At 42.1% G+C, this 23,399-nt stretch carries 15 protein-coding genes and 1 tRNA gene; 12 read left to right on the top strand and 4 right to left on the bottom strand.

Features of this window, described 5'->3' with window-relative positions:
- Nucleotides 1-7 precede the first annotated feature (7 nt).
- The 11 genes from BUB52_RS11755 (at nt 8) to BUB52_RS11705 (ending at nt 18,197) form a co-directional block, all read left to right on the top strand.
- Nucleotides 8-1,819, top strand: coding sequence for a DUF4091 domain-containing protein (locus BUB52_RS11755; protein WP_139259714.1), 1,812 nt, complete (start codon nt 8-10; stop codon nt 1,817-1,819).
- Nucleotides 1,820-1,986: 167 nt separating this feature from the next.
- Nucleotides 1,987-5,190 (top strand): SusC/RagA family TonB-linked outer membrane protein, encoded by a 3,204-nt coding sequence (locus BUB52_RS11750; protein ID WP_009120770.1) that lies wholly within the window; start codon nt 1,987-1,989, stop codon nt 5,188-5,190.
- A 12-nt stretch (nt 5,191-5,202) separates the two neighbouring features.
- The gene (locus BUB52_RS11745) at nt 5,203-6,861 is read left to right on the top strand and encodes a RagB/SusD family nutrient uptake outer membrane protein (RefSeq protein ID WP_009120771.1); all 1,659 of its coding nucleotides are present in this window, start codon (nt 5,203-5,205) and stop codon (nt 6,859-6,861) included.
- Between the two features lie 31 nt (nt 6,862-6,892).
- Nucleotides 6,893-8,458 (top strand): fimbrillin family protein, encoded by a 1,566-nt coding sequence (locus BUB52_RS11740; protein ID WP_157183386.1) that lies wholly within the window; start codon nt 6,893-6,895, stop codon nt 8,456-8,458.
- Between the two features lie 23 nt (nt 8,459-8,481).
- Nucleotides 8,482-10,011 carry a fimbrillin family protein gene (locus tag BUB52_RS11735; RefSeq protein ID WP_009120773.1) on the top strand — a complete coding sequence of 510 codons (1,530 nt, stop codon included), beginning with the start codon at nt 8,482-8,484 and terminating at the stop codon, nt 10,009-10,011.
- 21 nt (nt 10,012-10,032) lie between these two features.
- Nucleotides 10,033-11,463: a fimbrillin family protein gene (locus BUB52_RS11730; protein ID WP_009120774.1), complete on the top strand. Its 1,431-nt coding sequence runs from the start codon at nt 10,033-10,035 to the stop codon at nt 11,461-11,463.
- A gap of 1 nt (nt 11,464) precedes the next feature.
- Nucleotides 11,465-13,180 carry a DUF4955 domain-containing protein gene (locus tag BUB52_RS11725; protein ID WP_009120775.1) on the top strand — a complete coding sequence of 572 codons (1,716 nt, stop codon included), beginning with the start codon at nt 11,465-11,467 and terminating at the stop codon, nt 13,178-13,180.
- A 31-nt stretch (nt 13,181-13,211) separates the two neighbouring features.
- The gene (locus BUB52_RS11720) at nt 13,212-14,192 is read left to right on the top strand and encodes a DUF5017 domain-containing protein (protein WP_157183387.1); all 981 of its coding nucleotides are present in this window, start codon (nt 13,212-13,214) and stop codon (nt 14,190-14,192) included.
- 55 nt (nt 14,193-14,247) lie between these two features.
- Nucleotides 14,248-14,685 (top strand): discoidin domain-containing protein, encoded by a 438-nt coding sequence (locus BUB52_RS11715; protein ID WP_009120777.1) that lies wholly within the window; start codon nt 14,248-14,250, stop codon nt 14,683-14,685.
- 143 nt (nt 14,686-14,828) lie between these two features.
- On the top strand, nt 14,829-17,219 hold the full coding sequence (locus tag BUB52_RS11710; protein ID WP_139259713.1) for a polysaccharide lyase family 8 super-sandwich domain-containing protein: 2,391 nt from the start codon (nt 14,829-14,831) through the stop codon (nt 17,217-17,219).
- Between the two features lie 753 nt (nt 17,220-17,972).
- Nucleotides 17,973-18,197, top strand: coding sequence for a winged helix-turn-helix domain-containing protein (locus BUB52_RS11705; RefSeq protein WP_009120780.1), 225 nt, complete (start codon nt 17,973-17,975; stop codon nt 18,195-18,197).
- Nucleotides 18,198-18,277: 80 nt separating this feature from the next.
- On the opposite strand, the gene BUB52_RS11700 is transcribed toward BUB52_RS11705, so the two are convergent.
- Genes BUB52_RS11700 through BUB52_RS11690 form a run of 3 tightly spaced genes read right to left on the bottom strand, consistent with a single transcriptional unit; the run spans nt 18,278 to nt 21,201 of the window.
- Nucleotides 18,278-19,129 (bottom strand): glycine betaine ABC transporter substrate-binding protein, encoded by an 852-nt coding sequence (locus BUB52_RS11700; RefSeq protein ID WP_009120781.1) that lies wholly within the window; start codon nt 19,127-19,129, stop codon nt 18,278-18,280.
- Nucleotides 19,130-19,150: 21 nt separating this feature from the next.
- Nucleotides 19,151-19,978 (bottom strand): ABC transporter permease, encoded by an 828-nt coding sequence (locus tag BUB52_RS11695; protein WP_009120782.1) that lies wholly within the window; start codon nt 19,976-19,978, stop codon nt 19,151-19,153.
- Complete coding sequence (locus tag BUB52_RS11690) at nt 19,975-21,201, bottom strand: quaternary amine ABC transporter ATP-binding protein (RefSeq protein WP_039950239.1); 1,227 nt, start codon at nt 21,199-21,201, stop codon at nt 19,975-19,977. The genes BUB52_RS11695 and BUB52_RS11690 overlap by 4 nt, the downstream gene beginning before the upstream one ends.
- A 565-nt stretch (nt 21,202-21,766) precedes the next feature.
- Here BUB52_RS11690 and BUB52_RS11685 point away from each other — a divergent pair.
- Nucleotides 21,767-21,854: transfer RNA gene (locus BUB52_RS11685), tRNA-Ser, on the top strand.
- Here the strand turns inward: BUB52_RS11685 and BUB52_RS11680 are convergent.
- Nucleotides 21,855-23,291 (bottom strand): HsdM family class I SAM-dependent methyltransferase, encoded by a 1,437-nt coding sequence (locus BUB52_RS11680; RefSeq protein WP_217176571.1) that lies wholly within the window; start codon nt 23,289-23,291, stop codon nt 21,855-21,857. It lies immediately after the preceding tRNA gene.
- Nucleotides 23,292-23,399: the final 108 nt, after the last annotated feature.

Below are 23,399 nucleotides of genomic sequence, written 5' to 3'. Positions count from 1 at the left end.
TATAAGAATGAAAACCAGAAAAATGATTGTAGCAGGCATTTGTTTATGTTTGGCTCAGTATAGTTATAGCCAGGAACGTATGGGAGTGACCCATTCGGGACATATCACAGGTCAGCCCCCTTTTCCGGTGGAATATTATTCGGAATTACCCAATCCGGCGGCAACCGATAATGAAACATGGAGAGGAGTGTCCGGCGTGTCGGTGAACTGGGGTAGTAAATATGTGCGCTATGCCAAAGAAAGCAAGGCGAAACTTCCGAAAGATATAACCGGGAAGTTGAAAGGCTGGAAAGGAGAAAAAGTTTCCGCGCAGTTGGTAATAGCTTCTGCCGTGGATTTGGAGAATGTATCGGTGGAGATAACGGCGCCGTTACATGTGTCGGGTAAATATGAAATATCTTCGGACTGCATACTGAAAGGTTTTGTGCGCTATGTAATGACCGATGAACTAAATCATCATAAAGCAGGCACGTGCGGCGATCGTCCGGATGCCTCGCGATATGACTCTACGCTAGTGGCAGACCCGATAGACCATTTGGCTTTATCCTTGCCTGTGGCAGCAAAGACTTCACAAGGATACTGGGTAGGTATCCGTATACCGCGAGATGCGCTTGCAGGAACCTATAAATCGGATGTGACTCTGAAGAACGGGACAGAAGTGATAGGACGGCTGAAGCTGGAATTGCAGGTGTTGAACCACACATTGCCGGCGCCGGCGCAATGGGCATTTCATCTTGATTTATGGCAAAATCCGTTTGCCGTGGCACGTTATTATGGTGTGCAACCCTGGAGCAAAGAGCACTTTGCCTTACTGAAAAAGGAGCTCAAGCCTTATGCCGATGCCGGGGGAAAAGTAGTTACCGCTTCTATTATCCACCAGCCGTGGAATGCGCAGACTTACGACCCGTTTGAAACAATGGTGACTTGGATGAAGCGGGTGGATGGCACATGGATGTACGATTATACAGTGTTCGACCGCTGGGTGGAATTTATGCGTTCTATGGGAGTGACTCGGGCTATAGGATGCTATTCTATGATTCCTTGGAGACTTTCGTTCCAATACTACGATCAAGCCACCAATTCGTTGAAAGAATTGCACGCGAAACCGGGTGAGCAGGTGTACCGTGATTTTTGGCTAGGGATGTTGAAAGACTTTGCCGCTCATCTGAAAAGCAAGGGATGGTTTGATATTACGCATATAGCCATGGATGAGCGCCCGATGAAGGACATGCAGGAAGCGCTTTCCATTATTCGTGAAGCTGATGCTGATTTTAAAGTTTCTTTGGCGGGAGCTTTACATGATGAGCTGTCGGACGAGTTGGACGATTATTGCGTAGCGCTGCGCATGAAGTATAGTGAGAGTTTGAAACGTAAACGCAGATCGGAAGGTAAGATTACCACCTATTACACCTGCTGTGAAGAGTCTTATCCAAACACCTATACTTTTAGTAATCCGGCGGAAGCGGAATGGCTGGGATGGTATGCTGCGAAGGAAAATCTTGACGGTTATCTCCGTTGGGCGCTTAACAGCTGGACGATAGAACCATTGTTGGACAGCCGTTTTTACTCATGGGGAGCAGGTGACACCTATCTGTTGTATCCGGGCGGAAGGACTTCCATGCGCTTTGAGAATTTGCTTTCGGGTATACAGGCCTATGAAAAAATACGTATTTTAAAGCAGGAATGGGAACGGAATGGGGATGTGAAGAAACTGGCAAAGCTGGAGCGGATTTTAAGAAACTTTGATGAACATCAATTAAAGGATATTCCGGCTGATAGGGTTGTCGAGCAAGCAAACTTATTTATAAATACTCTCTGATAATACTCGAAAGAGAGTTTTTTCGGCAAGATGATTAGTGATATGTATTGATTTATAGTGGATTGTACGATTTGTACGGATAGTGAAGCCTATTGTACGGATAGTACAACTTTTAAAAAACAAGAAGCGTGACATTTGCATTGAATTAAATCTACTTATTTAATAATATGGAAAAATACAAAAAAATGATTTTGAGAAGAAGCCAATGTGTTTTACTGGCACTAGTCTTTTCTATATCTGCTGTCTGGGCTCAGACTTTTTCCGTCGGTGGAATTGTCACTGACGGGACTCAGGCACCGATGCCCGGTGTAACCGTTAGTGTGAAAGGAGATAAAATAGGAGCGGTAACCGATGTCAACGGCAGGTATAATATTTCTGTTCCTGACCGCTCATCTGTACTTGTGTTTTCTTTTATAGGATTTACTACTCAAGAAATAAAGGTAGGTAGTAAGAAACAGATAAATGTGGAATTACAGGAAGATGCCATGATGTTGGATGAGGTGGTAGCCATTGGTTATGGTTCTGTCAAAAAGAGTGATTTGACAGGCTCTGTGGCTAAAGTAGATATGGAAGATTTGACCAAGGCTGCTGTCGCTTCTTTTGATCAGGCATTGGCAGGACGTATATCCGGTGTACAAGTAGTGTCCACAGACGGACGTCCCGGAGCAAGTACTAATATTGTAATCCGTGGTAGTAATACTATATCAGATACTTCCGATGGTTCTCCCCTTTATGTGATAGATGGCTTCCCTACCAGCGACCCTAATTTGGCTGCATATAACCCCAACGACATAGAGTCCATCGATGTTTTGAAAGATGCTTCGGCAACTGCTATTTATGGAGCTCGTGGTGCTAATGGTGTTATTATAGTAAAAACCAAACGCGGAAAAGAAGCACCGCCCACTGTGACTTATGACGGTTATTTTTCTTGGCAGACGGAACCGCAATTTTTGAAATTGATGAATGCTTATGATTTTGTAAAGTTACAGATAGAGTTGGATGAAACTTCCGAACAGTATTTAAAATCTACTTACTTAAGTTATGATGAAAGTTTGGGACGTTATCAGCGTTTGGATGACTATAAAAACAGAAAAGCATATAATTGGCAGGATATTCTTCTGGATGGAGCTCCTTATACCAGTCATCATGTATCTTTGAGTGGTGGTACTCAACGTACGAAATATAGCGCTAGTGCTTCTTATTTTTACCAAAAGGGAACATTGACCCGTTCTCAGTATAATAGTTTTCGTGCTCGTGTGACGTTGGATCAGCAACTATCTAAAAATGTGACTATAGGTACTACTGTCAATTACTCTAATAATAAGACTCAAGGGGCCAATCCTTCAGAAAGCCATGGCGGATGGTCATGTAGTCATTATTTGTTCTATTCTATTTTGGGTTATCGTCCTTTGACTTATAATGTTGACCAAGATTTGTTAAATGAGGCTTTTGACCCGAATATCAGCGGTGCTAATGATTATCGCTACAATCCGGTGAAGACTGTTCAAAATGAGGAGAATGAAAATGTAAATCGTTCTTTGAACATGAATGCTTACTTTAATTGGAAGATTACAAAGAATTTAGAATTCAGAGCAACCGGTTCTCTTAACTCGAGTATTATTCGCAGCTATTCTTTTAATAATTCCAATACTTATTGGGGGGATGAGCAGTATCAACCGGATAAACAAAACGGGAGTTTTAATTATACAGAGTACAACAATTGGTCAAATGATTATACACTGACCTATCGGACTAATAAAAAGGGACATAATATCATGGGAATGTTGGGAGCTTCCCTCTCGGGAAACCAGTATCAACGCTTAGGAGGTTCATCCTCGTTGGTACCTTGGGAAGAATTAGGCTTGTGGGGCATTGACCAAGGTACAGCCAAGCGTACAATGGCTGAAAAAACAGAACAGCATATGATGTCGTTCTTTGCTCGTGCCAACTATGATTGGAAATCTCGTTACCTTTTTACCGGAACAATTCGTGCAGACGGTTCTTCTCGTCTGATATATCATAAATGGGGATATTTCCCTTCCGTTTCTGGTGCTTGGAGAGTTTCAGAAGAGAAATTTATGAAGAAATCACGAAAATGGTTGTCTAATCTGAAGTTGAGAGTTGGCTGGGGTATCACAGGCAATAATGGAACAGAAGTGAATTATCCTTCGCATTTACTCTATGCAGGTAATGAGAATTACGCTTTTGGCGGTGTGATGAATCCTGCCATTTATCCCAAACAATTAGCAAACCGTGACTTGAAATGGGAATCTACTTATCAAACTAATATTGGTATTGATTTGGGGTTCTTTAATAATCGTATCAATGCCGTGGTAGACTGGTATCTGAAAGATACGAAAGACCTTTTGCTCTATGCGGATACCCCGCCATCCATCGGTTATGAACGTGTACAACAGAATGTTGGTAGTGTACGTAATACCGGAATGGAATTCAATATTAGCACAGTGAACCTAAAAGGTGGAAAGAACAGGTTGAAATGGACTACGAGCTTTAATATCTCTTTCAATAAAAATGAAGTTACCGCTCTTTCCAACGGACAATTAAGCCGTGTAGTGGGTATTCGCTATCCTGAATTACGTGATATGTATATCGCTAAAGTAGGACATCCGTTGTCGGAAATGTACGGATATGTTTTTGATGGGATTTATCAATATGAGGACTTTAATGAAATAGCGCCTAATGTATTTGTCTTAAAACAAGGGATTCCGGATAATGGACGCAAAAGGAGTGAAATCCGCCCGGGAGATCCTAAATTGAAAGATATTAACGGAGATGGTAAGATTACAACTGATGATCGTACTATTATTGGCCATGGCTTACCAATACATATAGGTGGATTTACTAATACCTTCGAATACCGCGGGTTTGACCTCAGCGTATTTTTTCAGTGGTCTTACGGTAACGATTTGATTAATTATAACCGGAAACTGCTTGAGGAACTTAGAGGTGGGCATACTAATCAGTTGGCTACTGCTGTGAACCATTGGACTCCTCGTACGGTGAACGCTGACGGAACCGTAACGGAAGGTAACTATACCAATTATTTGTGGGCGCCTACCCGCGGCTTTTACGAGCCGGGATTCAATACGAACCGTGAAGTGGAAGATGCTTCTGTTCTACGCTTGAAAACGATACAGCTGGGGTACAATTTCCCGTCTAAATGGTTAAAGAAAAGCGGAATTAAGTCTTTCCGTATCTATCTCAGTGGACAAGACTTGATAACGTGGACTAAATATAGCGGTTATGATCCGGAAGTGTCTACACGTAATTCGTCTATGACACGGGGCTTTGACTATTCTGCCTATCCTCGTTCGGCTACGTATACAGTTGGAGTGAAAATGAGTATATAAAATCAAAATGTGATGAAGATGAAAAAGATGTTTCTATATATTATTGGAATATTAGGTTTCTCTGCCTGCGATTTTTTAGAAACGGATGTTTTTGACGATTTATCCGAAACAACAGTATATAATGATCAGAAAAGTTGTGAGGCTGGTTTAGCCGGCGTTTATGATCCGTTGACTGATGGTAAGCTTTATGGAGGAAACCTTTATTTGACATTTGATGCCGGTTCCGATTTAATGATTTATAATAAGCAGTACTCTATAGGTACTACGATGCTTTGCTTGAATAATTACAGTACAGTTGATACCAATCTTAAAAATACTTGGTATTATCTATATACAGGTATTAACCGAGCCAATAATTTCATAACACAGATAACCGATAAATCTGCTGAGGTGTGCGGTGGTGAACTTAATAAAAAACGTCTGTTAGCAGAGGCTAAAGGATTACGTGCGCTTTATTATATGAATTTGGTCAGTTTTTGGGGAGATGTTCCTTTGCGTTTACAACCTACTACTAATCTCAATCAGCAAAAAATGAAACGTGCACCACAGATAAAAGTATATGAACAGATTGTTTCAGACCTTTTGGTGGCAGCGACAGATTGTTTTGCGGCAGATAAGTGGGATAATCCTGGACACATTACCCAAACTACCGCATTGGCGTTATTAGCGAGAGCCTATATGTGGATGTCTGGATATCCGGTATATGCTGATAAATGGGAAGAAGCATTGGAATGTGCGCGTAAAGTGAGAGATAGCGGACTTCATGAATTAGTACAAGCACGTGAGGGAATAAATGGTTATCAGCAACTTTTTATGGATATGTGCGCTGATAAATACAACATCAAGGAGAGTATGTTTGAAATAGAAATGTATGGTAATGATTTGAATATCACGCGTGAATCCGGTTCTTTCGGTTTGTCCATTGGTATAACCCAAGGGTGTCATACCGACCCTGATCATGGTTATTGTTATGGCTTTTATGACGGTACAAAAATACTGTTCCGTATGTACGAGGATACGGATGCCCGTAAATGGTGGAACTTTCCTAATTATGGTTTTGGAGAAGATAAATCTACGGGGTTGGTAGAGAAAGTGTATCGTACGGAGAATGATATCAAGCAGATGGAAGACGGTAATGCCGCCAAATGGCGTCGAGAATATGAGGTAGTACGTCCTCTGACACAATATAGTACTTCGATTAATGTGCCGGTAATGCGCTATTCGGATGTATTGTTGATGATTGCCGAAGCTGCTAATGAAGTGAATGGAGGTCCAACACAAGAAGCGGAAGATGCCATAAATGAGGTACGTTCAAGAGCCGGTGCTTCAAAGATAAAGTTCGGAAATTATGATTTGGCTACATTTCGTGAATTAGTTCGTGATGAACGTGCCCGTGAACTTTGTTTTGAAGGTAACCGTAAGATGGATTTGCGTCGTTGGGGGAAAGATTATTATGAATATCGTATTAAAATGCTTGCAGACCAGAACATCATTAGTGATCCGGGTAGTAAATGGGATGGGAAAATGGTAGGATATTCGTTACTTTCCGGTACGAACACTAATATTAAGGCGCAGCCTGCCATTGAATTTCAGTCGAAACATATTTACTTTCCCATCCCTGAGGCAGAAATGAGTACGAATACTTTGTGTAGCCAAAATGAAGGTTGGTAACCATTAATAATACAGAATAATAATGAAAGACATGAGAATTTTTAAAATGATATTTTGGAGTATAGCCATAACAGGAACTTTTATCTTGTTGGCTACCGGTTGCGACAACGAGGAAGGGTATGGGGGAACCGACATTCCTGAACCGGAAGCAGGGAAAGTCCCCGCAATTGTGGTAGGGGAAGCCATGGCATACAATCAAGAAGCTTCCTCTGTGGTATGGGATAAAAATGAAAAAGTAGGTTTGTTTGTATTGAAAGAAGGTACTACGGAATGTGTGGAACCTTATCGTAATGTTAAATATGAGGCAATATCACAGAATACATCGGTGGTTCAGGGAACACTGTCTCCATTGGAGAACGAGGACCCTATTTATTTGCCAGCAGATGGGAGTAAGGTTGACATCAAGGCATATTATCCGTATAGTGATGATGAATATTTGGAGAACGATTTATACAAATGGGATCTTACGATGCAAAGCAGTGTGCAGAATAACAATTTCATGTATGCAAGCAATGCGCTTGGTATCTCCAAGGATAACAACAAACTGACGTTACAGTTCCGTCCTGTATTGTCGGAAGTGGTGTTTCGATTGAAGAATACGGCAGAAGTACCTGAAAAATATATGGAAGACTTCTGTGTAGTAGTAAAGGGAATGTACGTTAAGGGAAACTTTAACTTGCTGACCGGCTTGTTTGAGGAAATGGGTGCTACTCATAAAAGAGATATTGTTTTGACTACTGGAAAAGAGGATTTCATCGCTACAGGACGTTTGTTTCCGCTAGCATCCATGGAAGGCTGTTCTGTTGAAATCACTCTGCCGAATATGGGTGGGCGTACTTTTACGTGGAATTTTGATGATGTGATGGAACTTGAACCCGCTATCCGATATATACACGAAGTAACTGTTTACCTTGATAAAATTAAGGTGGTTACTACCGAGCAATCCATTGAGGATTGGAGTACTCCTTCGGATGACGTATCATTTGTAGCGGAAGAGAATTTATTAACATCTCTTAGAGATCTGGTAACAGAAGATATTGTGATATTGGATAATGTCAATAAAACCCCCGATGTACAGCCATGTACTTATTTCAATGGATTGGATAATAAAAAACCTGAAACAGGTAATGCCGTGATAGAAAAACAGAATAACAGTAATATGATACTGAATGATGCCAAAAGTATTGAATCTGGAAGTTGGTGGACTAATTATGTAGGTGTTCGTTTACCGGATCTGTCTCCGGGAGTGTATGAACTTTCTTTCCGAAGCCGATTGAAAGAAGCGGCAGCGGGAAAAAAGCCCCAAGTAAAAGCGTTCATTTATACCAAAGGCAATAATCTGGTTGGTATTAAGAAAACTACGGATTCGGAAATCAGCGCGCAACTGACGCTTTTTGAGGGTGAAGATACAACTTCAAAACTGCATAAGATTGTGCTGGACTATACGGAAGAGAACATGAAGAGCAGTAATATGGGTTCTGCGGATTGGACCCCGGCTGCCGCAGAGGCACGTACAACCGGCAGTTTCTGTATACAGCCCTGGTTGGGAAGTTTTTATTTCTACGATTTTAGATTAACAAGAACAGATAACAACTAATTAGTAAACCTTATAAAAAAGACATGAAAACATATTCATTTTTGACAGGAACTTTATTGGCGGGAATGATGATTTTCGCTGCTTGTAATCAGGATGTAAATACGGCTTTGGATGCGCAAGCCAACAGAGCGATTACCTTTAACTTCAGTGTGGCAAGTACACGTACCGCAATGGCGGATGATTATACTACCAATTTTGTGGATGAGGATGAAGTAGGTGTTTTTGCAACGAAAGACGCATCTGCCGAAGCGGTATATACCAATTTTGCTTATCGCTATGATGGAACAAACTGGAATGCCGTAAACGAAGCGTTAGGGGTGCCGGTAGATAACAGCGCACTCGATTTCTATGCTTACTATCCTTATAACAGTACGGTGAATACTTTACAATTCGATTTTACCGTACAAGCCGACCAATCTGCCGAGAACGGATTGAATAAAAGTGACTTGCTGCTGAGCTGCAACAAAGAGGTACCGGCAGGCGCCAATCAGGTAACTTTGAATTTTCGCCATGCGCTTGCATTGGTAGAGATTACGCTGAAAGATTTTGAAGGTACGGAAGTGCAGTCGGTGGAATTGCGTGCTGTAGGTGAAGCTGCGGTAGACTTTTCCGCAGAATTCCCTTCGGTTATAGCGAAAAGTGATGTTGGCGCTACCTTCATAAAAATGGCAAAAGGAAAAAATGCGGACGGAAATGATGTTTATCGTGCCATTGTGCCTGAGCAGACTTTGAATACAGGCAAAACTCTTTTCCGTGTTATAACCGATAAATCGGTTTATCAGTCCGCTATTGCCGCTGATGTAGTTTTGAAAGCCAACGGTATACAGCCGTTTACTATATCGAAAGCCGTGGAATTGGCTGAAATAGGTGTCGCTGTTTCCGATATTGGTAACTGGGATGCATTTACAGATGAGGTATCCGACTTGGAAGCTGCGCAGAATATGATTCTTGCCAACTTTAACGATATGGTAACGGAAGATATTCTTCAATTGACCAATGTTCGGCAGTTGACGAGTGGTGAGGTTAATAATGAAAATCGTTGGTTCAATGGTAATGATGGAGAAGATATGAAGCCTGTTCCTGCAATGGTAACTATTGAGAATGGGGAGTTGAAAGTGGATGCGAAACATATTGATGGAGGAAGTATGTGGTTTACTTATACCGGATATACATTAACAAATGTAAAGGCAGCTACGTACGTACTTACTTTTGAAGCTAAAATGGTGGAAAATGCCAACATAGAGGGTATGTCTCCTGCTTTGAGAGTTGCTTTTCATAAGCAAGGTACGCAAGGCATTGTATCAACTTACAATGAGGATGAAACTGTTGATAGGGATGTCTATACTGAAGAAATGGCTTTAGAATATCAAAAAGTGGAGTTACGGGTTGATATGGAAACTCTTAAATATCAAAAGAGTTTTGATTCTGGTGAGATATTAAATGATTTGTCTGAACCTGACAAGGAAGCGGTACGTAAAAAGTTCAGCATTTATCTGAGACCGCAACGTGGTGTTTTCCAATTCCGCAATTTTGTTTTCCGCAGAATAGAGTAATCTAAAAAATAAAAGATTAAAATGAAGATAAAAGTACTCATAGTAAACGTGTGCGTGGTTGTATCAGGCGGATTTTCCGCCTGTACCCAAGGTGTTATGGAAGAAGTGTCAATGTTGGCAGACCGGAATGTGAATTTCAACTTTGATATTGTACAGACACGTACCATTACCGATGCTTCCAACGCCACTGCTTTTGTAGCCAATGACGAGGTGGGTATCTTTGGGGTAGCGAATGGTAGTGAAGCGCAACTTGTAGCCGATAATTTGCGCTATCAGTACAGCGGTAGTGAGTGGAATGGTGAAGCATTGACTAAGCCACAGAATGAGACGATGTTTTATGCTTATTATCCTTATGATAAAAGTATCAATGACATAAGTTTCTCTTTTTCAGTAAACGAAAACCAAGAACAGGGGTATAACAGTAGTGACTTATTGCTTGCTGCGGGGAGCCTGGATGTTGCAAATCCTCAAACGGTGAATTTTTCTTTCCAACATGTGTTGTCATTGGTGGAGGTTACGGTAAGTGGGCTTGTTACGGATGAAAAGGTGACCGGTGTACAGATGCGTGCCTTGAAAACCGCAACAGTGGATTTGCCGGCTGGAACTGCCACGGCGGATGTTTCCGAACGTCCCGTGATGATAGCGATGCAGGCGATAGGTGGTAACAAATACCGTACCGTGGTTCCTGCGCAGACTTTGAAAGCCAATGTTACCCGTTTTGTGGTTACCACCACCCATACTGTCTACCAGTATGTGGGGCAGACGGACGCCACTCTTGCCGTGAATGGCATTCAATGCTTTAACGTAGTGTTACAAAATACACTTCCAGTACCCGAAACGATATATGCAGATCTTGCGGATTTAACACAGGAAAATATCAGGGTAGTGGGGGATATAGGCGATTATTATCCTTCAGGTACTGATGATGCTAAGGTGCCTTGGGCAAACGAATGGTTTGATTACATTGCAGGAAGTTCTACTGACAATAGGAAAGTGACGATAGAAAGCGGTGTACTCAGTGTGGTGACAGGAGATAATAATACAACATGGTATAAGGATTGTGTTGGCATGACAGTGAACGGAGCACCGAACGATGTGTATAAATTGACTTTCAAAGCTAAAAATACTACGGCGGAAGAGGGAAAAGGACGCTTGAAAGTATATGTATATTCTCGGAATATCGGTAGTAACAGGATTTTCCAAATAAAAAAAGACGATGAGGTGGATTATAGCTCGTCTGTGGACTGCAACTTGAGTGAAGTGGATCAAGAGTATAATTTGGTAGTAGACTTTACTAAAGTTTATGGTGGAGTTGGTAATGCTGATTTTGTAGATGATACATCCGTACTGCTTTCGAAATCGCGTGAGAGATACAGCGTCATATTCTGTTGCTACGGTACGGCAAATGCCAGGATAGATATTTCGGAAGTGAAATTAGAAAAGAGAGAATAATATGGCCATGAGGTTAAGTACCAACAATATTAAGTATCTGTTTGGAGTAGCGCTTGTGCTTTCGGCAATGTTGTTTTCCTGTTCTTCGGATGATATTTCTTTATCTTTGGAGGAAAATGAAGAAAGCTCCGAGGAAACGGAGACCCCTTCGGATACGGAAAAAGATTGCAAGCCGTGGAATGATTTTGTAGCTCAGAATCGGCAGAATGTATTACTTGACTTTTCGTATGCCGGCTATAAACATGGTGAAATGGCTCCCGCCGAAGTAGAAACGCTGAACTATCGATGGTATGATATCACTCGTTATGGCGGTATACCTGATGATGGAAAATCGGACAGACAAGCGCTTTTGCGATTATTGGCTGATATTGAGGGTATCGATAACTATGCGGAAGTGAATGCCGTGATATACTTTCCCGAGGGTGAGTTCATACTGCACGACGAACAGGATGAGGTGACTTATGAGAATGAAACGATTCGTATTAAGGCAAGTAATGTTATCCTGAAAGGTGCGGGGCGTAATAAAACGTTTTTAGTGTTAAAAGCCCCCAATCCGATACATCCTGCTGGAGGTTTTGCCTATAACACGCTCTCGTTGGAAGGTCCCGGACTGTTCGGTACGGCGAATAGGGTGGTTGCCCCTGCGGCCAAAGGCAGCTTTTCGGTGGAACTGTCCTCCGTTAGCGGATTGAGAGTAGGGGAGTATGCTTGTCTCCATTTGAAAGATAATTCGCATGAATTGATAGCGCATGAATTGCTTCCTTACAGTGTTCATAGCGGAATGTCCGGATTGCTGAATGATGGCGTAATAGTGCAGGATTATCATCTGATAACCAGTATAGAGGGACATGTGGTAACTTTCAAGGAACCTATTATGCACGAGGTGGATCCTCGTTGGAACTGGGACTTGCGTGCTTACTCCTATGTACGGAATATCGGAGTGGAAGATATGACTTTCCGTGGAAATGTTCCTGAACATTATGAGCATCTGTCGTGGTTGAGCGATACCGGTTATATTCCTTTCGGATTCCGCCATGTGGTGGATGGTTGGGTACGCCGGACCGATTTTGACAGTGTGAGCGAAGCGGCTACCTTTACGATGGCCGCCAACTGTTCCGCCTATGATATTCAGATAATGGGGAAAAGGGGGCATTGTGCCGTGCGGTCGTTCGGGTCATCGCGCATCTTCATCGGCAAAGTAACAGATTCTGCCGATTCTGATACAGAAGGTGAAAAGGCGGGGATGCTTCATACTTGTGGCGTATCTCGTCCTGCCATAGGGACTGTTATTTGGCGGTGTCGTTGGGGAGATAAAACCTGTTTTGAGTCGCATGGTTCACAACCTCGTGCCACATTGTTGGATGCTTGTAAAGGTGGGTTTCCGCGTGGACATCAGGGAGGTGCCATGAGTGCGTTGCCCAATCACATGCAGGATTTGACGTTGTGGAATTTCAATGCCACCGCTTCACCGTCAGGTGGAAACTTTAGTTGGTGGGAAGTAGATCCGAGTGGTGCAGGTGGCTTTCTTTTTCTGCCGCCGATGATTGTGGGATTTCATGGAGCAGCTACTACATTCAAATTTCCCGAATGCAAGTTGCTTTCTGATAATGGGGAAATAGTGACACCGGGTTCTCTCTATGAAGCCCAATTGCAACATAGATTGGGAATCCTGCCGAAGTGGATAGAAAGATTAAAAGAACAAAAAATAGTGTTTTGATAATATGAAGAGTAGTTTGATACATAAAGTAATGTTTCGTAGTATATTGATGCTGGCAGGGCTTGGTATGACAGCATGTAATGGCGATGAGGTGGACGACCTGGATTTCCAGCTCGGTTTGGTGAGTGACCAGAAAGAATATAAAGTGGGTGAACCGGTGGTGTTCAGTATTGATGGGTGTCCTGATTATTTGATAATGTGGTCGGGTGACTACGGACATCGTTATGCCTATCGTAATCGTACTGAAGCCCAATTGGAAGCGTTGAGCCTAAATTATGATCTCAGTCTGGAATGGGCGGGAAAAAGATTTCGCAATGCGGTGAAAGTGTATCTTTCGGAAGATTTTGACGGAGTGATGGAGCAAGTCAACATTGAGAGCGCTACATGGACTGATATGGATGGTGGACTGAAAGTTCCTCTCCTGAATATGGATGCTGCAGGTTATCAACATGGTAAAGTGGAAAATGTAAATGTGGACCTTACCGATTATGGTAATAAGCCGTTTTTTGTTGCTCTCAGGTATGAACTGCCGCCTTTGGATCTCCTATTGGATGAAAATGGGGTCGGAGCTCATCCGGATGTTTTCTTTTATCCGAGATTGGTGCAGACTATAGATGGAAAGACGTTGGAACGGGATAATCCAAAAGAGGATTTTGGATTTGGCTTTTGTCGTATTCACACCAATGATAACGAAACGAATAATCCTACAGTGACGGTGGTGGATGATCAGAAGGTCACAATTAATGGACGTAAGTCATCAGCTCAAGGTACATATGTATGGGCGATCAGTCAAAGAATGACACCATCGGCTGTGAGTCCCGATGAGGGAGTTTCTATCAAGAATGCTTCATTTGACTTGAAGAACTATACATATATTTATAATGAACCGGGTGAGTATACTGTAACTTTTGTTGCGCGTAATGCCAATGCTTGGGGATATAAGGAACAGATAAAAGAACTGAAAATCAAAGTAGTGGAACCTGTCCAAGAAGAGGATGATGGTACAATTTAGAGTAAGAATAGTGTTTTTAACCAATATATTTATTAATCATTAAAAAAGTAACGTTATGAAAAAGATTATGTTAATGGCAATTTTCTGCCTTGGTATGGTAAGTGTGGCAAATGCACAAGCTCCGAAAGTAACAGCTTTCAATCAGTACAATGAAGATTATCCCGGTGAGTTGGCTTGCGACGGTGATATGGAAACTCGTTGGGCGACTCAGGACTATACGGATTTTAAGGACATGTGGCTGGAAATGGATTACAGAAAGGAAATGACCTTCTCAAAAGTAGCCATTGAAGAGTATCAGAGTCGCATCACTCGTTTCCAAATCCAGTATAAGGTGGGTGAAGAGTGGAAAGTCGCTTACGAAGGAACCAAGATTGGTCAAGGGTTTGAACAAAGTTTTCCTGCTGTGACTTCTCGTTATTTCCGTTTGGTAATTCTCGAACGTGCGGATAAAACTTGGGGTCCTTCTATTTGGGAAATCGAACTGAAGAAATGATGTGGGATATACTATACTTTAAATCTAAATTTTGATTGATTTGATAGGGTTATTAATTTAAGGTAAAAAGATGTTTTCAGGAATATGTGACGAATAGCCCTCGATACTATTCGTCACATTTTTTATAGTAATAGTAGATGTTTATGAAGATTTTATATAAAAGTATTCTTTGGATACTATTATTCCAGGTCACGACTGCGCAGGCTTCCAAAGAAGAGGCTATGCAGAGATTACGTACCTATTATATAGAGCATATAGACAAATCATATTATCAAACTTCGTGTGTGGAGTATTTGGATAAATTGGATACGTCAGGTGCTTTTGTGGATGGAGTGGATTATGAGCAGGAGATAGTGGCTAAGAAACTGTTGGAGAAAGTTTCATTTGATGACCAGCAGAAATTAGGATTCTATCTGACGGATATATGGGGACGACTTGGTGATTTGGCCGCTTATTTCCGGAAGAGTGGAGTGGAGATACCTGAACGTTATTGGAAAGCCATACTGCATTATGGTACCATTGAATTGAAACGGCAACCTAATGATCGTTTTCATGCTTCTTGTTTTGCTATTCCTAAGGCGGCTTGTAAAGTCTATTTTAATTTGTGGAAATGTATGGAACAAATTGAGAGTGGATGCGAAGTGACGGTATTGGAGAAAGAAGCGCATGATATATTGAGGCGGCTGGCAATGCAATCATGGACACAGCCTTTACGTAATGATGCTACGGATTGTAATGTAGTCAGTGTGGAACGTTTTAGGCATCATGTTTGGTGGGTAGGTGGAAATGCTCTTGCTTATCGTCCATTACTGGAAACTGCAGTGTTGATGGACTCCATACCAATGGTGGATGTTGTGGCGGAAGTAGCTCAGAAAAGTTTGAGTTATGTATCTCAAAATACCTATATGGAAGCTTTTTGGAACGAAGGATTTACGGCTGATGGCGCGGGATGGGGGCATGGAATGCAGGCATTGGTGTGGGGATACCCCATACATGGTGCTTCCAGTGCTCTAAATATATTGAAAGTTCTGAGAGGGACACCTTGGGCAACAGTTTTAACTCGTGATAATGCGTTAGCATTGCTTAATTTTTATAGGGGTAGTAATTTTTATTATTATAAAGGTTATATTCCCCCTTGTTTAGATCGGTATTCTATGGTTTATTATGATAAGCAGCACCAACCTATACCTTACTATAGCATGTTGAAAGCCACTATAAATGATTGGAGTGATTTTTTCACGCAAGAAGAGCAACAGGAATTAAAGACATTGTTACGGGAAGTGGGTAGAGAAAGTATTTGTATGACAAATTATCCGGCCGGGATGTATCATGGATGTCGCTGGTTCTTCAATAATGATGATTTTATCAAAAAAACTCCTCGATACCATATTATGGTCAATATGGCTTCTGTGCGTTGTGATGGATTGGAGAGTGCAAGTAATTTTGCTGATGAATTTAATATATTCACCAATGACGGTGTAACATTGATGCAACGTAATGGCGATGAACACCGTAAAATAATAGGTGCGATGGATTTCACTGCCTTGCCTGGTATAACTGCTCGTGAAGGAATGGAACGGTTAAAGCCGATAACCAATTGGCGAGGATTTTGCAGTAAATATAATTTTGCAGCGGGTGCTACTAGTGGAAAGGGAAATGGAGTGGCTGCATTCATTTTTGAGAAAATGAATGCCACCTCTAAAGAAAAAGACGTGCCGGAAATCAATCCTACTGCTTTTGGGATAAAGGCTTATAAGTCTTATTTTTTCTTGGGAGATTATATGGTGGCTTTAGGAGCCGGTGTCACTAATTTACGTCCTGAATTGGAAGGGAATATTCGTACTACCATAGAACAGACGGCTTTACAGAATGAAGTCTTTTTGTTTGATGGAAAAAAACGGTTGAATTTGGTCGAAAAACAAGGTCTGCTTGATTGTAAACGCAAACCTCTTTGGATGATACAAAATAACGGATTTGCTTATACTTTGTTGCCTCAATATTCGCCGATAGCTTCTTATAGTATGGAGATAAAACCTAATGATTGGTTGAAGAGAAATCTGACGAATAAAGGGAAAAGTAATTTACCGGATAGTGCTGCCATTTTTAGATTGTGGTTAGATCATGGCAGGAGTGTTCAGAATGGCAATTATGGCTATGCTGTTTATTGTGGTGAGGGGGTACCTAATAATAAAATGCCGTTTACTGTGTTAAGAAATGATACTTTAGTGCAAGCCGTTGCTTCAATGGATTCAAAGATTATAGCTGCTTCATTCTATTGTGCTGGTGAAAATATAAAGATAGGGAAAAAAGAGATTACAGTATCTGAACCTTGTACTTTGCTCATAGAACAGGAGGAAGGAGAAATAATTTTTTCTGTAGCTGATGCGCGTATGGATAAAACTGTAAAACAGATAGTAATTAACTATGATAAACAAAGAGTAGTAGTGGATATGCCGCAAAAAGAAAGAATAGGAGCGGTAGCTGTTTGTAAAAAGACTATAGAATTTTTTCGGAAAAAGCAAGAGAGGTACTAAGGTATTTTGTTGTATTTAGTCGGCTATAAGCGTAAAATGGTAAAAGGTTGAAATATAGAAACTTATATATCTGTTTTTTATGCTACGGGATTAAAAGAGGATAGTTTGTACTGTTATAGGTGTATCCTCTTTTAAAATTAAATCGCTGTTGGAAAAGAATTATAATGCGTCCTGTCAACGGTAGGACATTCCCCGCTAATATCTTCTGAAAAAAGATGATGTACCCCCTTGCTGTTTGTTCTAACTATGTCACATTTATATTGTACACTTTCAACTCACAATTCCCGTAAATATCGGATATACATGGAAATACTACGATGTATTTGTAATAATAATGTCCTAAATATCTGTTTTTATCGTTACTCATAAAGATAAACAGTTGATTGTGCTTGTATTTTTAAAATTATTTGTATGTTTGTATAGTCGCAATCGAGTGGCAGTGTTTTTTGCATTTTAGGAAAAAAGCGTTTAGCCGACTTCTGTATAAAGGGATATCAAGACTTTGTGCTCTATAAGAAGCTAATGCCCTTACGCTTTTTATGTTAATTGGTTTGCACATAAGGGCACAAGCCATAAATGTTTTGCAATATGATAAACACGTGTGTCGCTGTTCCTGTTTTCTTCCCGGAAAGTCTTTTCGGGATTTGAACCTCTCTGATACGGTATTCTCTTTACAATAGAGTGGCAGTTACCTGTTATGAATATACTTAAACTAACCATTATTACTACTAACCGTTTTTATTAATAACCTTTATGGACAAGAAAATTGTAGGTGTCAATGCCGGAAAAGTTTGGCAGGCACTAAATGAAGTAACTGAGATTTCAATCGTTGAGCGTGCCGAGAAGCTGAATTTAAGCGTGGAGAGCACAGCGTTGGCAGCAGGTTGGCTGGCAAGAGAAGACCAGATCAGCATAGAGCGAAAGAATGGAACTATCGAGTTGCAGCGAAAGAACGCTTATACGTTTAATTTCGGCTAAGAGCAGCTCCGACCATAGCATAATGTTCCCTATACTTCCGGTGATAAAAATTCGTCGGACGTATAGGGAATTTGTATCTTTTATTGTGTCGGAATCCAACTGTCTACCAACGCTTGATGTTCTTTCATCCACTGACGGGCGGCATAGGTTTCCGTTTTCCGTGTTTCTTCCACAGCGGTCATCAGCGAACTGATTTGTTCGTCATTCAGCCGGATATTTCGTAAAAGTTCGGTAACAAACGGCTCCTTCTCACTAAAGCCTTTCCAAGTTACAGTGTGGATGGATTCCGCTTTGTCATATATCTGTTTGGGGTCGTCCAGTACTTTCAGTTTATAACGTCCGAACATCCAGTGCGGAGTCCAGCCGGTTACTACCACCCATTCTTTCTTCTGAATAGCCTTTCCCAGCGATGTGGTCATGGCGGGAGCGCTTGCGGTCATCAGTTTGTAGTCCAGCCCGTAGCCGTCCAGTACTTTTTCGGTTGTTTTCATAATTCCGGCTCCTGCGTCGATGCCGATAATTTTTCCGGAGAATTTATCCTTATACCCGTTTAATTCTTCGATAGATTGGATAGTGACGTATTCCGGGACTACCAGTCCGATGCGTGCATTGTCGTATACATCGCTGATGATTTCCAGTTTGTCGCCGTATTGCTCCATATAATCATGCATGGTTACCGGCATCCATACGTCCATAAATACGTCCGCTTTTTTGCGCGATAATGAAGCGAAAATAGGGGCTAGGTCTGCGTTCAGCATCCGTACGTCGTAGCCGTGTTCTTCCAGTATTACTTTGGCCAGGTGAGACATTGCGATACCTTCCGACCAGTTGGCGTAGGCTATGCTGATTTTCTTATCGTTGTTGAGGTGGCCGCAGGCTGTTGCCAGCAAAGCTGCCAGTAACAGTACGGCTGTTGTTTTCAGTCTGTTCATATTCCTTATTCCTTTCCTGTTCTATTGTTTTTTCTTTTTGCCTTGCGCCATACCCTGCGTGATGCGGTCCAGTACGATAGCCAGTATGACGACGGCTATACCGCCTTCAAAGCCAAGTCCTATTTTCATCTGGGTGATTCCTTTCAGGACGACTTCTCCCAGACCGCCGGCCGAAATCATTGCGGCAATCACTACCATGGACAGAGACATCATGATTGTTTGGTTTATTCCCGTCATTATGGTTGGCAATGCCAGCGGTAGCTGTACTTTGTAGAGTAACTGCCAAGGGGTGGCACCGAAAGAGCGGGACGCTTCCACTACGTTTTTCGGAACCTGACGGATACCGAGCCCGGTCAGTCGTACTACCGGTGGCATGGCAAAAATGACGGTTGCAAATGCTCCCGGTACAGTGCCCAGTCCGAAGAACAGTACTGCCGGAATCAGATACACAAAGGCTGGCATGGTTTGCATGAAGTCCAATATCGGACGCATGATTTTATTGCATCGGTTGCTGTTGGCAGTCCAGATACCCAGCGGCACTCCCAGCAGCAGTGCGAGACAGGTGGATGATAGTACGAGCGCCAAAGTCTGCATGGTCTCTTCCCAGAAGCCCATTCCGTAAATCAGCAGCAGTCCCAGCACGGTAAATACTGCCGTACCCTTACCCGATTTCATCCAGGCAAGAATTGCCAGTACGGCAATGGTGATATAAAAGGGAATCCCGTACAGCACATGCTGAAAGCTGTCTATAAAGCTGCCGATACCGATGCTCAGAGTGTCAAAGAATGTAGCGAAGTTATTTGTAAGCCAGTTGATGGCCGTTTCTATATATTGTCCTATATTTATCATAATTCTATTGCGTTTTGAATGATTTCATTGATTTCTTCCTTGTTCTTTCCGGTTACTTCGATGATAAGTGATGATAGTGGGACCACTCCCTGGAATTCCCGGTTCTCGTTCACTACCCAGATAGGTGAGTTGGTGCGCGTCATCAGCGGCAGGATATCCTCAAGTATGGCATCGCTCAGTACGGAGTGTACTTCATGGCGCACAACGGTGTCTATCGAGCGGATTTGCTCCTTTCGCAGTTTTATCAGGTCGTTCAGTCCGACCTCGCCAATCAGGATATTGCCGGCATCTACCACAGGCAGTACGGTCAGATTGCGTTCACGCATTTTACGAATCAACACTTCCGGCCCTTCTTTCTTCAGTCGCGCTACGAGCGGTTTGTCTACCATGATAGAGCTTGCGGTGATAATCTTGGAACGGTCTACATTTTCTACGAAACGTTCCACATAAGCATTGGCGGGTTCGGTCAATATCTCTTCCGAAGTGCCTGTCTGTACGATTTCGCCGTCTTTCATAATGGCGATGCGGTCACCCAGCTTGATGGCCTCATTCAGGTCGTGGGTGATAAAGACAATTGTCTTTTTCATTTTCGACTGTAAAGTCAACAGTTCATCCTGCATCTGTACACGTATCAGCGGGTCGAGGGCGGAAAAAGCTTCGTCCATCAGCAATACTTCCGGGTTATTGGCAAGGGCACGTGCCAGTCCCACACGTTGCTGCATACCGCCGGAAAGTTGTCCTACCATTTGGTTTTCATAGCCTTTCAGCCCTACCTGTTGCATACATTCCATGGCTTTCTTTTCACGTTCCCTCTTTTTCACTCCTTGCAGTTCCAGCCCGAAAGCGATGTTGTGCAGTACGGAGCGGTGGGGCAGCAATCCGAAATGTTGGAATACCATAGCGAGCTCTTTTCTGCGTATTTGCAGTAACTCCTGTTTGGAAGCCTTTGAGATGTCTGTTTCGTTGATTATGATTTCTCCTGAGGTAGGGCGTATCAGGCGGTTTATACAGCGTAGTAAAGTTGATTTCCCGCTGCCGGACAGTCCCATGATTACGAATATTTCACCTTCGTTGATAGAGAGATTGGCATCCTTTACGGCGACGGTACATCCGGTTGCCTTTAATATTTCCTCTTTGGTTTTGCCCTCTTTCAGCATTTTCTCCGCTTTATGTTTTTCTTTTCCGAAAATTAGGTATAGGTTTCTGATTTCTATTTTACTCATAATAATATTGTTTATTTTAACTAATGGTTCAGGTTCACGTTTCATTTTCAGACCGGGGCGGTTTATTTAACTCGGTTTGCCCTGGGCAGGACAAGCAAATATGGAATTAAAAATGAGGGATATTTGTCGTTTTCTGTTATATAAACGGGCTGTCGGTGCGCTTTGTTCAGGGGCGGTTAAAAAAATCCCGTCCTGCTTTCACAAGTAAGACGGGAAAACGACAAAATTTATAATAGCCTTTTAAGAGGGCTATACAAGTATCTAAAAAAAGATAAATGCATAATAAGAAAGGGAACTAAAAAAGCCCCCGACTTGTTAATATTGACACCACTCATGTACTAACAATAAATGCGATAAACGCACCGTCGAGGGCTTAATGCCTTCCCGTTGCGTATATCGCATTTATCGTACATAAGTGGTACTGCAAAAGTAATAATTAAATTTGATTATCGAAGCTTTTTTCGCTTTTTACTTGAGTTTGGTCGAATATAATATATTTCGGCTGATTATTTATGCCAAACATTTGGTAAATTCGAAAACTTCCTCTACTTTTGCGCCTCGAAAAGGAGAGGTGCTCGAGTGGTTGAAGAGGCACGCCTGGAAAGCGTGTATACTCCAAAAGGGTATCCGGGGTTCGAATCCCCGTCTCTCCGCTATTTCTGTCTATTATAATCCCACTTCCCGGATTGCACCCCTCTCATTTGAGCATCTATATACCCGCTTTCCGCCCTGCCTATATCGTATGTCTCATAAACTACATCATTTAACGACTCCACGGCTTCAAACCATTCATCACTCATATATCGGGTCTGTTCAAGTAGCTTTACGATGCTTACTACCTTATCAAAAGTACGGCTGTTAATAATGAACGGCAACTTTTTAAGATATTTGGCATCGGTATGCATGGTAAGTTTGGAATTGTTGTAGCAGAATTTTAATAGGAAATAGTTGCATAGTCTGGAATGTAAAATGCCCAGAATGTACCGGCACATGTTTTCGTCGCGGTCTGTAATTACAGTGACGGTTTCAGAGGCCTCTAAGTTTCCTGCAAGGCTGGCGATGATACCCGCCTCGGCGCTGTAAATATTCTGAATAAACACCCGGTTGCCTTTCTGGGGGACGGGGGCATTCTTTAGGGAGAACTTTCGGATGTCCTTTCCTGTGACGGCGGATGGAAATTTGGATTTGCCCCTGCCCACATAACCTGTACAGATATCGCCTAACTTCTTATACGAGGATTCTAACCGCTTATATATGCGGAAATCCGTTTCATTTTCAAATAATAGAATCTCGTTGTCGTAAAAGCTCTGCGGAACTTCCAGACGCTTGATGAATTCATTGTTGCCATATCCGTAGATGCGGATATTGTGGTTGGGGACGTGGCTGTTTTTCAGGGTGATGATTATTTGTTCCCCCCTTACGCTTTTAAAATACACGCCGATGTCAATAATCGACAGTATGGTTTTTTCACTCAATATCAGCTTCCTCAGCTTGCTGTATGAGGCAACATGTAGGAAATTTTTGGGGATGATGTATGAGATCACACCGTCCGGACAGGCCAGTTCAAAAGCCCTGTATATGGCGGCAATAAATAAGTTACTGCCCGATTCTTTTACGCTTTTCAGGAACAGTCGGTCGGGAGTGTCTATGGTGATGTCCTTGTTGATAGGCACATAAGGCGGATTTCCTATCACATAATCTACGGGAGATTTTAAATGCAGCTCTCGTAGGATATCCTTGCCGTTGTTCGCTAAAGTATCCAGCACGGTGATGTTCTTTATGCCGCTTTTCCTTTGGCAGAGAGCTATCGCGTTTGCGTCGATATCGGAACCATACACATTTTCATGGCCTGAGTTCCGTGCCGATACGATAAAGTTTCCTGTTCCGCAACAAGGGTCCAGTATATAGGCGCCGCAAGGAATCTCCAGGAATTTGATGATTCTTGAAGACAGTTCCATGTCGGTGTAATAAATACCCTTCCCTTTCTTATATGATGCGTCGAGGGAGTTTTCGTATTCTTTGCTTTCTGTTGAATAGGTGTCTGTTGCCATACCACTGCTATGATGTGGCAAAGATACGTATTTTATCATGAAATCCGGCGGTATGCCTATATTCCCCTTTCTTTTTTTCTTTCCAGTTTCTCCTTCTTTCGCCACAGCTGGAAATGTTTCATCAGGGTGTCTTCGTTGACTAACTCG

The sequence above is a fragment of the Bacteroides clarus YIT 12056 genome, from assembly GCF_900129655.1.
Lineage (GTDB): Bacteria > Bacteroidota > Bacteroidia > Bacteroidales > Bacteroidaceae > Bacteroides > Bacteroides clarus.
Note: the sequence above shows the minus strand (reverse complement) of the source record. Positions and strands in the feature narration are given on the sequence as shown.

Excerpts from the sequence above, each read along its gene's own strand:
- BUB52_RS11755 (WP_139259714.1), top strand. The coding sequence starts at position 8 with ATGAAAACCAGAAAAATGATTGTAGCAGGCATTTGTTTATGTTTGGCT.
- BUB52_RS11750 (WP_009120770.1), top strand. The coding sequence starts at position 1,987 with ATGGAAAAATACAAAAAAATGATTTTGAGAAGAAGCCAATGTGTTTTA.
- BUB52_RS11745 (WP_009120771.1), top strand. The coding sequence starts at position 5,203 with ATGAAGATGAAAAAGATGTTTCTATATATTATTGGAATATTAGGTTTC.
- BUB52_RS11740 (WP_157183386.1), top strand. The coding sequence starts at position 6,893 with ATGAGAATTTTTAAAATGATATTTTGGAGTATAGCCATAACAGGAACT.
- BUB52_RS11735 (WP_009120773.1), top strand. The coding sequence starts at position 8,482 with ATGAAAACATATTCATTTTTGACAGGAACTTTATTGGCGGGAATGATG.
- BUB52_RS11730 (WP_009120774.1), top strand. The coding sequence starts at position 10,033 with ATGAAGATAAAAGTACTCATAGTAAACGTGTGCGTGGTTGTATCAGGC.
- BUB52_RS11725 (WP_009120775.1), top strand. The coding sequence starts at position 11,465 with ATGGCCATGAGGTTAAGTACCAACAATATTAAGTATCTGTTTGGAGTA.
- BUB52_RS11720 (WP_157183387.1), top strand. The coding sequence starts at position 13,212 with ATGTTTCGTAGTATATTGATGCTGGCAGGGCTTGGTATGACAGCATGT.
- BUB52_RS11715 (WP_009120777.1), top strand. The coding sequence starts at position 14,248 with ATGAAAAAGATTATGTTAATGGCAATTTTCTGCCTTGGTATGGTAAGT.
- BUB52_RS11710 (WP_139259713.1), top strand. The coding sequence starts at position 14,829 with ATGAAGATTTTATATAAAAGTATTCTTTGGATACTATTATTCCAGGTC.
- BUB52_RS11705 (WP_009120780.1), top strand. The coding sequence starts at position 17,973 with ATGGACAAGAAAATTGTAGGTGTCAATGCCGGAAAAGTTTGGCAGGCA.
- BUB52_RS11700 (WP_009120781.1), bottom strand. The coding sequence starts at position 19,129 with ATGAACAGACTGAAAACAACAGCCGTACTGTTACTGGCAGCTTTGCTG.
- BUB52_RS11695 (WP_009120782.1), bottom strand. The coding sequence starts at position 19,978 with ATGATAAATATAGGACAATATATAGAAACGGCCATCAACTGGCTTACA.
- BUB52_RS11690 (WP_039950239.1), bottom strand. The coding sequence starts at position 21,201 with ATGAGTAAAATAGAAATCAGAAACCTATACCTAATTTTCGGAAAAGAA.
- BUB52_RS11680 (WP_217176571.1), bottom strand. The coding sequence starts at position 23,291 with ATGATAAAATACGTATCTTTGCCACATCATAGCAGTGGTATGGCAACA.